This is a genomic window from Hydrogenophaga sp. T66, from assembly GCF_057219855.1.
In genome coordinates this window covers 145,720-158,959 of record NZ_JBXVVX010000003.1, presented here as the reverse complement: position 1 = coordinate 158,959, position 13,240 = coordinate 145,720, and the positions used below count along the sequence as shown (strand labels likewise).

General features: G+C 69.8%; 12 protein-coding genes, 1 pseudogene and 1 riboswitch. Of the genes and pseudogenes, 8 read left to right on the top strand and 5 right to left on the bottom strand.

Annotated elements, in window-relative coordinates:
- Window positions 1-22 precede the first annotated feature (22 nt).
- From AC2D80_RS13085 to AC2D80_RS13065, 5 genes are all read left to right on the top strand, one after another.
- Window positions 23-1,438 carry a CmpA/NrtA family ABC transporter substrate-binding protein gene (locus tag AC2D80_RS13085; protein WP_484633459.1) on the top strand — a complete coding sequence of 472 codons (1,416 nt, stop codon included), beginning with the start codon at window positions 23-25 and terminating at the stop codon, window positions 1,436-1,438.
- Window positions 1,439-1,502: 64 nt separating this feature from the next.
- The gene (gene ntrB / locus AC2D80_RS13080) at window positions 1,503-2,369 is read left to right on the top strand and encodes a nitrate ABC transporter permease (RefSeq protein ID WP_484633458.1); all 867 of its coding nucleotides are present in this window, start codon (window positions 1,503-1,505) and stop codon (window positions 2,367-2,369) included.
- A complete protein-coding gene (locus tag AC2D80_RS13075) occupies window positions 2,359-3,243 on the top strand; it encodes an ABC transporter ATP-binding protein (RefSeq protein ID WP_484633457.1) in 885 nt (294 codons plus the stop codon). Before ntrB ends, AC2D80_RS13075 begins: the two co-directional genes overlap by 11 nt.
- Window positions 3,244-3,406: 163 nt before the next feature.
- Window positions 3,407-3,850: a cyanase gene (gene cynS, locus AC2D80_RS13070; RefSeq protein WP_484633456.1), complete on the top strand. Its 444-nt coding sequence runs from the start codon at window positions 3,407-3,409 to the stop codon at window positions 3,848-3,850.
- Window positions 3,851-3,953: 103 nt separating this feature from the next.
- Window positions 3,954-4,421 carry a nuclear transport factor 2 family protein gene (locus tag AC2D80_RS13065; protein WP_484633455.1) on the top strand — a complete coding sequence of 156 codons (468 nt, stop codon included), beginning with the start codon at window positions 3,954-3,956 and terminating at the stop codon, window positions 4,419-4,421.
- Between the two features lie 9 nt (window positions 4,422-4,430).
- Here the strand turns inward: AC2D80_RS13065 and AC2D80_RS13060 are convergent, their stop codons facing one another.
- Window positions 4,431-5,297, bottom strand: coding sequence for a pirin family protein (locus AC2D80_RS13060; protein ID WP_484633454.1), 867 nt, complete (start codon window positions 5,295-5,297; stop codon window positions 4,431-4,433).
- Window positions 5,298-5,414: 117 nt separating this feature from the next.
- Between AC2D80_RS13060 and AC2D80_RS13055 the strand changes: the two genes are divergently transcribed.
- The 3 genes from AC2D80_RS13055 (at window position 5,415) to AC2D80_RS13045 (ending at window position 9,917) form a co-directional block, all read left to right on the top strand.
- Entirely contained in the window at window positions 5,415-6,485 is a 1,071-nt protein-coding gene (locus AC2D80_RS13055; protein ID WP_484633453.1) for an RNA methyltransferase, read from the top strand.
- Window positions 6,486-6,493: 8 nt separating this feature from the next.
- A riboswitch (S-adenosyl-L-homocysteine riboswitch) is annotated at window positions 6,494-6,588 on the top strand.
- 29 nt (window positions 6,589-6,617) lie between these two features.
- Window positions 6,618-9,350: a methionine synthase gene (metH, locus tag AC2D80_RS13050; protein WP_484633452.1), complete on the top strand. Its 2,733-nt coding sequence runs from the start codon at window positions 6,618-6,620 to the stop codon at window positions 9,348-9,350.
- Between the two features lie 129 nt (window positions 9,351-9,479).
- A complete protein-coding gene (locus AC2D80_RS13045) occupies window positions 9,480-9,917 on the top strand; it encodes a glycine zipper 2TM domain-containing protein (RefSeq protein WP_484633451.1) in 438 nt (145 codons plus the stop codon).
- On the opposite strand, the gene AC2D80_RS13040 is transcribed toward AC2D80_RS13045, so the two are convergent.
- From AC2D80_RS13040 to AC2D80_RS13025, 4 genes and pseudogenes are all read right to left on the bottom strand, one after another.
- Window positions 9,918-10,721 carry a helix-turn-helix transcriptional regulator gene (locus AC2D80_RS13040; RefSeq protein WP_484633450.1) on the bottom strand — a complete coding sequence of 268 codons (804 nt, stop codon included), beginning with the start codon at window positions 10,719-10,721 and terminating at the stop codon, window positions 9,918-9,920.
- A complete protein-coding gene (locus AC2D80_RS13035) occupies window positions 10,718-11,509 on the bottom strand; it encodes an acetoacetate decarboxylase family protein (RefSeq protein WP_484633449.1) in 792 nt (263 codons plus the stop codon). The genes AC2D80_RS13040 and AC2D80_RS13035 overlap by 4 nt, the downstream gene beginning before the upstream one ends.
- 97 nt (window positions 11,510-11,606) lie before the next feature.
- Window positions 11,607-12,248 (bottom strand): annotated as a pseudogene (locus AC2D80_RS13030) (ATP-binding protein); the annotation flags it as partial.
- Window positions 12,249-12,562: 314 nt separating this feature from the next.
- Window positions 12,563-13,228 carry a hypothetical protein gene (locus AC2D80_RS13025; RefSeq protein WP_484633448.1) on the bottom strand — a complete coding sequence of 222 codons (666 nt, stop codon included), beginning with the start codon at window positions 13,226-13,228 and terminating at the stop codon, window positions 12,563-12,565.
- Between the last annotated feature and the right edge of the window lie 12 nt (window positions 13,229-13,240).

Sequence of the window (13,240 nt, the reverse complement as noted above, 5' to 3'; positions counted from 1 at the left end):
CCCATCAACCCCGAGGTGCGCCATGTCCGATTACTTCGATCCGTACGACGCCGACCGTCCGCTGATGCTCAAGTGCAGCTGCGGCCGCGACCACACCGCCGCCGAACACGCCGCTGAGGAAGCGGTGAACAAGGCGTCGGCCCAGGCCGCACAGACTTTGCGCGAACGCAGCGAGACGACCGAGTTCGAGGCCTACAGCAACGCCTTCGTCGAGGCCACGCTGGTCAAGGCCCTGTTCCCGCAGGACGCCGAGCGGCGGCGCTTCCTGCGCGCCGTGGGCCGCAAGACCGCGATGGCCGCGATCGCCAGCGTGCTGCCGGTGGCCAGCCTGCAGGCCATGGCCCAGGAAAAGGGTGCGCTGGAAAAGAAGGACCTGAAGATCGGCTTCATCCCGATCACCTGCGCCACGCCGCTGATCATGGCCCACCCGCTGGGCTTCTATCAGAAGCAGGGCCTCAACGTGGAAGTCATCAAGACCGCGGGCTGGGCGCTGATCCGCGACAAGATGATCAACAAAGAATACGACGCCACGCACTTCCTGTCGCCGATGCCGCTGGCGATCTCGCTGGGCGTGGGCTCCGCGGCGGTGCCGATGAACGTGGCAACGGTGCAGAACACCAACGGCCAGGCCATCACGCTGCACGTCAAGCACAAGGACAAGCGCGATCCCAAGACCTGGAAGGGCTTCAAGTTCGCTGTGCCCTTCGAGTATTCGATGCACAACTTCCTGCTGCGCTACTACGTGGCGGAAGCGGGCCTGAACCCGGACACCGACATCCAGATCCGCGTGGTGCCGCCGCCGGAGATGGTGGCCAACCTGCGCGCGGGCAACATCGACGGCTTCCTCGGCCCGGACCCCTTCAACCAGCGCGCCGTGTTCGAGGAGGTGGGCTTCATCCACCTGCTCACCAAGGACCTGTGGAACGGTCACCCCTGTTGCGCCTTTGGCACCAGCAGCGAGTTCATCCGCCAGAACCCCAACACCTTCGCCGCGCTGTACCGCGCCGTGCTCAACGCCGCGGCCATGGCCCGTCAGGCCAAGAACCGCGAGCTGATCGCCAAGGTGATCGCGCCGCAGGCCTACCTGAACCAGCCGGAGACGGTGCTGTCGCAGGTGCTCACCGGCCGTTTTGCCGACGGTCTGGGCAAGATCCAGAGCGTGCCCGACCGGGCGGACTTCGATCCGATGCCGTGGCAGAGCATGGCGGTGTGGATGCTCACGCAGATGCAGCGCTGGGGCTACGTGAAGGGTGACATCGACTACCGCGCGATCGCCGAGCGCGTGTTCCTGATCACCGACGCGCGCAAGCACATGAAGGACCTCGGCATGGACGTGCCGGCCGGCCCGGCCTATGTGAAGCACACCATCATGGGCAAGGTGTTCGACCCGGCCAAGCCGGCCGAGTACCTCAACAGCTTCGCGATCCGCCGCACCTGAGGCGACCCACCCTCCGTGAGACCGCGGCGGCACCCTCCGGCCGCCGCCCACCAGGAAACCCGCGATGAAATCCCTCCACCTCAACCTGCGCGCCGCGCTGGTCTCGCTGCTGCTGCTGGGCGTGTTCCTGGGTGCCTGGCACCTCGGCACCCGCGCGCCCGCCGGCGCCGGCCCGGCCACCACGATGACCGCCGAGGAAATCGAGTACGCCAAGATGATGGGCAAGGACCCCGGCGGCGACACCAAGGCCACCGGCTTCCCGCCCCCGCTGGAAGTCGCCAAGGCGAGCTGGCAGCACCTGTCGGACCCCTTCTACGACAAGGGCCCCAACGACAAGGGCATCGGCATCCAGCTCGCGCATTCGCTGGGCCGGGTCGCGCTGGGCTTCCTGCTGGCCATGGCGGTGGCCATCCCGCTGGGTTTCATGATCGGCATGTCGCCGCTCATGCAGAAGGCGTTCAACCCCTTCGTGCAGGTGCTCAAGCCGATCAGCCCGCTGGCCTGGATGCCGCTGGCCCTGTACACGCTCAAGGACTCGAGCGTCAGCGGCATCTTCGTGATCTTCATCTGCTCGGTCTGGCCGATGCTGATCAACACCGCGTTTGGCGTGGCGTCGGTCAAGCGCGACTGGCTCAACGTGGCCGCCACGCTGGAGGTCAACCCGCTGCGCAAGGCCTTCCGCGTGATCCTGCCGGCCGCCGCGCCGACCATCCTCACCGGCATGCGCATCAGCATGGGCATCGCGTGGCTCGTGATCGTGGCTGCCGAGATGCTCGTGGGCGGCACCGGCATCGGCTACTTCGTGTGGAACGAGTGGAACAACCTCTCCCTCACCAACGTGATCTTCGCGGTGCTGGTGATCGGGATCGTGGGCATGTTGCTCGACCTGATGTTTGCCCAGGCACAGAAGGTGGTGACCTATGTGGAGTGAGACCCGAACCCGCGCCGAGAGCGCGCCCGTGGCCGCGGCCACCCCGTCCCCGAAAGAGTCTTCCATGAGCGCCAACCCCGGCACCGGCTTCCTGCGCGTCGAGCAGCTCGGCAAGGCCTACCACGCCGACCGCCCGGTGTTTGCCGACGTGTCCTTCCAGATCGACCGCGGCGAGTTCGTCTGCATCATCGGCCACAGCGGCTGCGGCAAGACCACCATCCTCAACGTGCTGGCCGGCCTGGACAGCGCCAGCACCGGCCACGCCTTCATGGACGGTCGCGAGATCGCCGGCCCCAGCCTGGAGCGCGGCGTCGTGTTTCAGGGTCACGCGCTGATGCCCTGGCTCACCGTGCGCCAGAACATCGCCTTCGCGGTGCAGTCGCGCTGGCCCGACATGGACCGCGCGGCGCTGAAAGCCCACGTGGAGAAGTTCGTGGGCATGGTCGGGCTGTCGAACGCCATCGACAAGAAGCCCAGCCAGCTCTCCGGCGGCATGAAGCAGCGCGTGGGCATCGCCCGGGCGTTCTCCATCCAGCCCAAGATGCTGCTGCTCGACGAGCCATTTGGCGCGCTCGACGCCCTCACCCGCGGCACCATCCAGGACGAGCTGATGGGCATCGTGCGCGAGACCCAGCAGACCGTCTTCATGATCACGCACGACGTGGACGAGGCCATCCTGCTGGCCGATCGGATCCTGCTCATGACCAACGGCGCCGACGCCGGCGGCACCTACAAGCCCGGTGGCCTGGCCGAGGTGGTGGTCAACCCGCTGCCGCGCAGCCGCACCCGCGCGCAGCTCCACCACCTCGACGGCTACTACGACCTGCGCAACCACATCGTCGATTTCCTGGTCACCCGCGCGAAAGCGCATTGATCGAGGGCCCCCCTGCGCCGCTGCGCGGCTTCCCCCCGAGGGGGGACGGCACCGGCGGCCCGGCGAAGCCGGTTCCGCCGTGCCCCGCGGCGGGGATGGGCTTGCCGGCGTCTTTTCTTGTCGATTTGTTTTTCTCCTTTTTCCACCCCAACGAGGCAACACCATGAACCGACTCGCCGTCACCGAAAAAATCATCAGCACCAAAGTCGCCAAGGGCATGAGCTGGGCCGCCATTGCCAAGAAGGTCGGTCAGTCCAAGGAATGGACGACCGCGCTGTGCCTGGGCCAGATGACCGCCACGCCCGAACAGGCCAAAGTGCTGGGCAAGCTGTTCGGCCTGACCGCGGAAGAGCAGAAGTGGCTGCAGGTGGTGCCCTACAAGGGCTCGCTGCCCACGCAGGTGCCGACCGATCCGCTGATCTACCGCTGGTACGAGATCGTCAGCGTGTACGGCACCACCATCAAGGAACTCATCCACGAAGAATTCGGCGACGGCATCATGAGCGCCATCGACTTCAGCATGGACATCACCCGCGAACCCGATCCGAAGGGCGACCGCGTGAACGTGGTCCTGTCGGGCAAGTTCCTGCCGTACAAGCAGTATTGACCTCCCGCGGCGCGCCTCCCCCCAGGGAGGGAGGCGACGCCTTGGGCCGGCGGAGCCGGACCCCCGGCGTCCGCGCGGGCGGCGCACACCTGAAAGCACCTCGATGGACACCCGACCACCCCTGCCGCCGTTCAACGCCGAGACCGCCGCGCAGAAGGTGCGCCGCGCCGAGGACGCGTGGAACACCCGCGACCCGGACCGCGTGGTTCAGGTCTACACGCCCGACACCCGCTGGCGCAACCGCGCCGAGTTTCCGGTGGGCCGGGACGCGGTCCACGCCTTCCTGGTGCGCAAGTGGGCGCGCGAACTGGACTACCGGCTGATCAAGGAGCTGTGGGCGTTTGACACCCACCGCATCGCGGTGCGCTTCGTGTACGAATGGCGCGACGACGCCGGCCAGTGGTACCGCTCCCACGGCAACGAGAACTGGTTGTTCAACGACCAGGGCTTCATGGCCGAGCGCCACGCCAGCATCAACGACCGCCCCATCGGCGAGCGCGACCGGCTCTTTCACTGGCCGCTGGGGCCGCGACCGGCCGACCACCCGGGCCTGAGCGCGCTGGGGCTCTGAGCGCCGGGCTCAGGCGGGCAGCGGAATCCACTCCGCGTCGTCGCCCGGCGGCAGCGCAAAGCGGCCGGCGGCCCAGTCGGCCTTGGCTTGCTCGATGCGCTCGCGACGCGAGGACACGAAGTTCCACCACACGAAGCGCGGGCCCAGCGGCTCGCCGCCGAAGAGAAACACGGTGGCGTCGGTGTCGGCCGCCAACGGTGGCTCCGCTCCATCGATCAGCAGCAGCTGGCCGGCCTCCAGCGTGGCGCCGTCGGCCCGCACCCGGCCGCGCGCCACGTACAGCGCGCGCTCGGTGTGGCCCGTGGGCAGCGGAATGCGGGCGCCCGCGGATGCCCGCAGGTGCAGGTAGAACAGGGGCGAGGCCACGGCCACCGGGCTGCGGCACCCAAAGGCCTCGCCGGCCACCAGCCGCCACCACACGCCGCCGTCTTCGCCCTCGGGCAGCGCCGCGCGCGGCGTGTGGGCGAAGGCGGGCGCGCACTCTTCGGCCTCGGCCGGCAGCGCCACCCAGCTTTGCAGCAGCTCCAGCCCGCCGCCGGCGAAGGAGTCGGGGTGGGTGAAGCGCTCGCTGTGGCTGATGCCGCGGCCCGCGGTCATCCAGTTCACGTCGCCCGGGCGGATGTCCTGCACCGTGCCCAGGCTGTCGCGGTGGGTCATGGCGCCGCTGAGCAGGTAACTCACCGTAGCCAGCCCGATGTGCGGGTGCGGGCGCACGTCGGCGCCGCGCACCGCCTCGGGCGCCAGCGTCACCGGCCCGGCATGGTCCCAGAACACAAAGGGCCCGACCGCGCGGCGCTGCGCGTGCGGCAGGGCGCGGCGCACGGTCAGGCCGTGGCCGAGATCGGCGGTGCGGGCGGTGATCGGGGCGGTGGGCATGCGGGTCTCCGGGGGGGGCGGGCGGACGAGGGCCGCGCGAGGCCAAGGTTCATTGTGGCCAAGTCGCCTCGCCCTGGCCACCCTGCGCGACAATCCCCACCCCACGATCCCCACCCCATGACGCACGCGCCCCCCACCCAGCTGACCGACCTGCGCGAGCGCCTGCGCGCGCTCGGCGCCGGGCCGCTGCATGTCCAGCGCGTGCTGCGCCACTGGCTGCACGCACTGCCGCCCGATGCCGGCCGGCGTCAGCCCGCGCACCACTTTCCCAAGCCGCTGCTGACCGCGTGGCCCGCCCTGCGCGAATCGCTCGCCGGCCTCGCGCGCCTGCAGGCCGAACACCCCGGCGAAGACGGATCGGCGCGGCTGCTCGTGGCGCTGCACGACGGGCAGACGGTCGAGTCGGTGCGCCTGCCGCGCGGCGGCCTGTGCGTGTCCACGCAGGTGGGCTGCGCCGTGGGCTGCGCCTTCTGCATGACCGGCACCGGCGGCCTGATCCGCCAGCTCGGCAGCGCCGAGATCGTCGCGCAGGTGGCGCTGGCCCGCGCCGGCCGGCCAGTCAACAAGGTCGTGTTCATGGGCATGGGCGAGCCCGCCCACAACCTCGACGCGGTGCTCGATGCCATCGAGTTGCTCGGCACCGTGGGCGGCATCGGCCACAAGAACCTGGTGTTCTCCACCGTTGGCGACGAGCGCGCGTTCGACGCCTTGCCGCGCGCCGTGGTCAAGCCTGCGCTGGCCCTGTCGCTGCACACCACGCGTGCCGACCTGCGCGAGCGCCTGCTGCCGCGCGCACCGCGCCTCACGCCGACGGAGCTGGTCGAGCGCGCCGACGCCTACGCCCGCGCCACCGGCTACCCGGTGCAATACCAGTGGACGCTGCTGGCCGGCGTGAACGACGGCGACGATGAAATCGAGGGCATCGAGCGCCTGCTCGGCGGCCGTTACGGCGTGCTCAACCTGATCCCCTACAACGCGGTCGAGGGGCTGCCGTTTGAGCGGCCCGCCTGGGAGCGGGCCGCCGAGATCGCCCGCCGCCTGCACCGCCGCGGCATCCTCACCAAGCTGCGTCACTCCGCCGGCCAGGACGTGGACGCTGGCTGCGGCCAGCTGCGCGCCCGCGCGCTGGACACCGGCGAGCGGGTCGTGGCCGTGCGCCGTCGTCCCGCGGCGGTGTCCGCCGGGTAAAATCCGCGCCTCTCAAGGAGCGTTGCAGCGCCAGCCCCGGCCCCCGGGTGCCCGGCGTCAGGCTTGAGTGGGCGCGAACAGGCCCCAACGACGCTCGCCGGTCTGTTTTCCCCGAAAACCCTGGTGAGCCGCATGCCCGAGTCCCTCCGCCCCTCGTCCCCGCCGCCCATGGTGCTCTCCGGCCTGGAGCCGCTGGTCATCGGCCCCGGCAGCCTGTTCGTCAACATCGGCGAACGCACCAACGTCACCGGCTCCAAGGCCTTCGCCCGCATGATCCTGGAGGGTCGTTTCGAGGACGCGCTGGCGGTCGCGCGCCAGCAGGTCGAGAACGGCGCGCAGATCATCGACGTCAACATGGACGAGGCGATGCTCGACAGCCAGGCCGCGATGGTGCGGTTCCTCAACCTGATCGCCGGCGAGCCCGACATCGCGCGCGTGCCGGTGATGATCGATTCCTCCAAGTGGTCGGTCATCGAGGCGGGGCTGCAGTGCGTGCAGGGCAAGGGGGTGGTGAACTCGATCTCCATGAAAGAGGGCGTGGAGGAGTTCAAGCGCCAGGCCCGGCTGATCCGCCGCTATGGCGCGGCCGCGGTGGTGATGGCGTTTGACGAGCTGGGCCAGGCCGACACCTTCGCGCGCAAGACCGAGATCTGCGAGCGCGCCTACCGGGTGCTGGTCGACGAGGTCGGCTTCCCGCCCGAGGACATCATCTTCGACCCCAACATCTTTGCGATCGCCACCGGCATCCCGGAGCACGACAACTACGCGGTCGATTTCATCGAGGCCACGCGCTGGATCAAGCAGCACCTGCCGGGCGCCAAGGTCAGTGGCGGCGTGAGCAACGTGAGCTTCAGCTTCCGCGGCAACGAGCCGGTGCGCGAAGCGATCCACACCGTGTTCCTGTACCACGCAATCCAGGCGGGCATGGACATGGGCATCGTCAACGCCGGCATGGTCGGCGTGTACGACGAGCTGGACCCGGTGTTGCGCGAGCGGGTCGAAGACGTGGTCCTCAACCGGCGGCCCGATGCCGGCGAGCGCCTGATCGAGATCGCCGAGTCCGCCAAGGGCGCTGCGCGCGACGACAGCAAACAGAACGAGTGGCGTCAGCTGCCGGTGCGCGAGCGCCTGTCGCACGCGCTGGTGCGCGGCATCAACGAATTCATCACCGAAGACACCGAGGCCATGTGGCAGGAGATCCGCGCCGCCGGCGGCCGGCCGCTGTCGGTGATCGAAGGGCCGCTGATGGACGGCATGAACGTGGTCGGCGACCTGTTCGGCGCGGGCAAGATGTTCCTGCCGCAGGTGGTCAAGAGCGCGCGCGTGATGAAGCAGGCCGTGGCCCACCTGCTGCCCTACATCGAGGAGGAGAAGCGCTGGCTCGAAGCCGCCGGTGGCGACGTGAAGTCCAAGGGCAAGATCGTGATCGCCACCGTCAAGGGCGATGTGCACGACATCGGCAAGAACATCGTGGCCGTGGTCCTGCAGTGCAACAACTTCGAGGTGGTGAACATGGGCGTGATGGTCCCGTGCCACGAGATCCTCGCGCGCGCCAAGGCCGAGGGCGCCGACATCGTGGGCCTGTCGGGCCTGATCACGCCGAGCCTGGAAGAGATGCAGGTGGTGGCCGCGGAGATGCAGAAGGACGCGTGGTTCCGCGAGCGCCAGGTGCCGCTGCTGATCGGCGGCGCGACCTGCAGCCGCGTGCACACCGCGGTGAAGATCGCGCCCCACTACGAGGGCCCGGTGGTGTACGTGCCGGACGCCTCCCGCAGCGTGGGCGTGGCCCAGGGCCTGCTGTCCACCCAGGCGGCCGCCTACATCGAGGAGGTCAAGGCGGATTACGAACGCGTGCGCCAGCAGCACGCGAACAAGAAGGCCGTGCCGCTGTGGCCGCTGGCCCGGGCGCGCGCCAACAGGACGCCGATCGACTGGTCCGGCTACACCCCGCCGGTGCCCAAGTTCATCGGCCGGCGCGTGTTCAAGAACGTCGACCTCGCCGAGCTGGCCCGCTTCATCGACTGGGGTCCGTTTTTCCAGACCTGGGATCTCGCCGGCCCGTTCCCCGAGATCCTGAAGGACGAGGTCGTGGGCGAGGAGGCGCGGCGGGTGTTCAGCGACGGCAAGCGCATGCTGCAGCGCCTGATCGATGGCCGCTGGCTGCAGGCCAACGCGGTGATCGGCCTGTACCCGGCCAACCGCGTGGGCGATGACGACATCGCGCTCTACGCCGACGAGGCGCGTGAGCGCCCGGTGCTGGTGTGGCACGGGCTGCGCCAGCAGGCCGAGAAGGCGGAGGTCGACGGCGTGGTGCGGCCCAGCCGCTGCCTGGCCGATTTCGTGGCGCCGCAGGGCGTGGCGCGCGATTACGTGGGCGTGTTCGCGGTGACCGCCGGCCTTGGCGTGGAGAACAAGGAGCGCCAGTTCCTCGCCGACCACGACGACTACGCCGCCATCCTGTTCAAGGCCCTGGCCGACCGGCTGGCCGAGGCGCTGGCCGAGCAGATGCACCACCGCGTGCGCACCGACCTGTGGGGCTACGCCGCCGGCGAGTCGCTGAGCAACGAGGACCTGATCGCCGAGAAGTACCAGGGCATTCGCCCCGCCCCGGGTTACCCGGCCTGCCCGGACCACTCGGTCAAGCGCGACATGTTTGACCTGCTGCAGGCCGGCGACATCGGCATGGGCCTGACCGAGAGCCTGGCCATGACGCCGGCGGCCAGCGTCAGCGGCTTCTACCTCAGCCACCCGCAGAGCACCTATTTCAACGTCGGCAAGATTGGCGAGGACCAGCTGGCCGATCTGGCCGAGCGCAGCCGCGTGGCGCGCGACGAGTTGCAGCGCTGGCTGGCGCCGAACCTCTGACGAAGCGCTGATGAGCCGGTGATGAGCCGGTGACGAACCGCTGCCAGCGGCCACCGGCCGGAACCCCCTGGCGCTGGGCCGGCCCGGCGGCTACGCTGCAGGTCTGTCCCACCCTGCTCGGAGGAGCCCATGAACCTGTCCACCCCCCGCCGTTTTCTCACCCCCCTGGCGCTGGCCACCGCCGCGCTCCTGACCGCCGGCCCCTCGCTGGCCGACAGCAAGAAGCTGTGCCCCACCTGTGGCGTGGTGCAGGCCGTGCACAGCGAAAAGCGCGACGGCGAAGGCGGCGCGGTGGGTATCGTGGGCGGCGCGGTGGTCGGTGGCCTGCTGGGCAACCAGATCGGCGGCGGCACCGGCAAGACCCTGGCCACGGTCGGCGGCGCGGTCGGCGGCGCCTACGTGGGCAACGAGGTGCAGAAGAAGGTGACCAAGAAGACCGTGTGGGTCACCGACGTGAAGATGAAGGACGGCAGCCTGCGCCGTTTTGAAACCGCCAGCCAGCCCACCTGGGGCAAGGGCGGCGTGGTGCGCGTGGACGAGCGCGGCCAGCTGATCCCGCTGAAGTGATCAGCCGGCGGCGCGCGCGGCGTGCGCGAGGTCGCCCGGTGAATAGCCAAACAGCCGCTGGAACCAGCGCGTGAAGTGCGCCTGGTCGGCGAAACCGCAGGCCGTAGCCACCTCGGCCAGCGCCATGCCCTCCAGCACGAGACTGCGCGCGCGGTGCAGGCGCACCGCGAGCAGGTAGTCCCGCGGCGTCAGGCCGAGCGATTGCGTGATCACCCGGTGCACGCGTTCGCGGCTCACGCCGCAGCGCGCCGCCACGCCGGCCACCGTCGGTGCGCCCTCGGCCAGCGCGGCCTGCATGGCGGCGAGCAGCCGCTGCGCCGCCGGACCGAGCGGCCGCGGGGCCGGCGCGTCGTGGCCCGGGGCCGGGTTCGCGCGGCGCCACGCCCGCAGCAGCGCCTGCAGCCACTCGCGCGCCGCGTCGGCGCTGCGCACGTCGCGCGCGCGGGCGGCCAGCCCGGGCAAGCGGACCCGGCCGCTGCGCGGCGGCGGGTGGAGCCCCTCGGCCGCGAGCCAGGCCTCGGGCGCGTACAGCATCACCACCGCCACCGAGGCCGTCGGCCCGGCCGGCAGCAAGGCGCCGGTGTGCACCTCACCCGGCCGGATCGCCACCACGTCGCCCGCGCGCACCGTCAGCGGCTGGCCCCCCACCACACAGCGGCACTCCCCGTCGATCACCGCGCCGAACGACCATTCGTCGTGCCAGTGGGGCATCCACTCCTGCCACGCTTGCGCGTGGTCAACCCGTTCGACCCCCGCGGCCAGATGCAGCCGTCGCACGCGGGAGCGGCGCGGCGGCGCGTTCATGCGTCCAGCGCGCCGGTCACGGTCAACCCCAGCCAGCCCGCGCTGGCGCTGTCCACCGCACACCCGCCCAGCGCCCCGACCTCCTCGGTCGGGTGCGGCAGGAAGTCCAGCGTGGCTTCGGCGGCGTGCCAGCCGGCGTCCACCTTGCCGGTGATCGCCGAGCGCACGAAGGTCGGCACGGGCCGCTCGTGGGGCGCGCGCAGGTCGGGCCAGCCGACCGCTCCCACCGTGGGCAGCGCGAGAAAGCCCAGCGGCTGGCCGGGTGCGCCGGTGAGGGTGGCCCGGGCCTCGACCAGACGCCGGTCCTTCACCGCCAGGCTCGCGCCCAGCCGGCTGCCGGCCATCACCGGCGCGGCGGCCGGGTGAATCAGCGGCAGGCTGCGGGTGAGCCAGGTCGTGCCCAGCTTCTTGGGCCAGCCCTGCAGCAGCCCGCGCACCAGCGCCACGTCCTGATCCACCCAGATGAACGGGCAATAGGCCGCGGTCTGGCCATCGGCGCGCGCCACTTCCAGCACCACGATCGTCTCGCGGTACTGCGCGTGCACCGGATCGAGCAGCTCACGGCCGTCGGTGCAGGCCTGCCAGTCGGCGAAGTGCACACAGCCGCGCCCCGTGGCCCGGCCGACCACCGGCGGCACCCAGCCCGCGGCGAGGGCGGCGTCGAAGCGGAAGGCCACGTTCAACAGCCATCCCGCGTAGTGCCAGGGCGGCGGCGGCACCAGCGCGGCCCGGCCGCGGGCGGTGAACGGGGCGGTGAAGCTGGCGTGGGGCCAGGCGGGGGTGTCCATGGCGCGATGGTGCCGCCGCCCGTGGCGCGTGGCTAGAACGTTTGTGAACCCCGCGGCGCTGACCGTCGGCCTCGCTCCCCTCACTTCACCGCTTGCCTCACCCCCCGCGCAGCACCCGCCGGTACTGCACGGCCTCGGCCACGTGGCCGACGGCGACCGTGTCGCTGGCGGCGAGGTCGGCGATGGTGCGGGCCACGCGCAGGCAGCGGTGCATGGCGCGGGCGCTCCAGCCCAGGCGCTGGGCCGCCGCTTGCAGGAAGGCGCGGGCGGCGGGGTCGACGGCGGCGTGGGTGTCGAGTGCCGCGCCGTCGAGATCGCGGTTGGGGCCGCCCTGGCGCGCGGCCGCGCGCGCCCGCGCTGCCGCCACCCGCGGGCGCACGGCCGCGCTGGGCTCGCCGGGCGGGCCGGTCAGCAGTTCGTCGGCGCGCAGCGCGCCCACCTCCACCTGCAGGTCGATGCGGTCGAGCAGCGGGCCGCTCAGGCGTCCCTGGTACTGGGCCACGCGCTCGGGCGTGCAGCGGCACGCCCGCGTGGGGTGGCCGAGGTGGCCGCAGGGGCAGGGGTTCATGGCGGCGATGAGCTGGAAGCGGGCGGGGAAGTCGGTGGACTGGGCGGCGCGGGCGATGCGGATGTGGCCGGTTTCCAGCGGCTCGCGCAGGGCCTCGAGGGCGCTGCGCGGAAATTCGGGCAGCTCGTCGAGGAACAGCACGCCGTGGTGCGCCAGCGAGATTTCGCCCGGTGGGCATAGCCAGAGTTAGAGGTTGTGTCGATCTCAAAAACGCGTAAATTTGAACCCGCGTAGTACCTAAGGGCTGTTTTTTGCGCGTAGGCTATCGTTCAGTAGTAGATGGGCTGCCGTCCGCCACGTTGTTGGTCTGCACCGATCAACCGTAGGGCTGGTCTAGACGAGATGCTCGTTGGAGCCGACCGGTCACAGAACTGTTTCCAACTTGCCCTAGGTTGGGCTCGCTAATGGCGAGCCAAGCTCGAATGACGGGTTTGCAGCGGTTGCAGTCACTCACGCCCGCAAAGTGAGAGTCAGCTTCAAGCCCGTCACCGGGCACTCTCGGGTCGTTCGGAGACAGTGGTCACAGAACCTGATTTGGCTGTCTGATCGGATGATCCCGCATCGATCTCCCGGACACGATCGATCAGTAGGCCCCGGATGTCGGCCAGCGCCTTGGCAAGCCCATCAATGCTCTCAACTCGGCGTTGAAGCATCTCCTTCAGAACCGACTGCTCGTCCCGTGGAATGATGTCCTTTAAGGCACCTGCGTTCTGAATGACAATCCGCACGAGCTTTATGTCCGTGTCCAAGGTACCTTCGACCTTCTGAGCTAGCTCGACCCAATCAGCCGATTCGTCCTTCGTCTCGGCAGCCGCTCTAGAGATGCAATATCCAATGAGCGTGCGCGCCCCGCGATCAAGAGATCGCGCAAGGTCCAGCCAATGCCTCGCGGGTTCTTCTAGCAAGTCCACTTTATCGACGCGAGCGCCGAGTTCTCGAAAGTAGAAGTAGGACGCACTATCGGGGTCAAGCGCCTCCAGCGTGTTCAGAAGAGGATCCAACTTTTCGAAGGGGCGGGAACCGTGTCTTAAGCTGTTTCGATGGGCCCATAGCTCCAAGATGGCGCGCCGACACTCGGCCTCAAGCTCTAGCCGATCGCCAGCGCCTTGTGCCTCCAGTCGCTGCATGAGTTCAGCGATGTGGTGCGCCATCCAATGAGACAG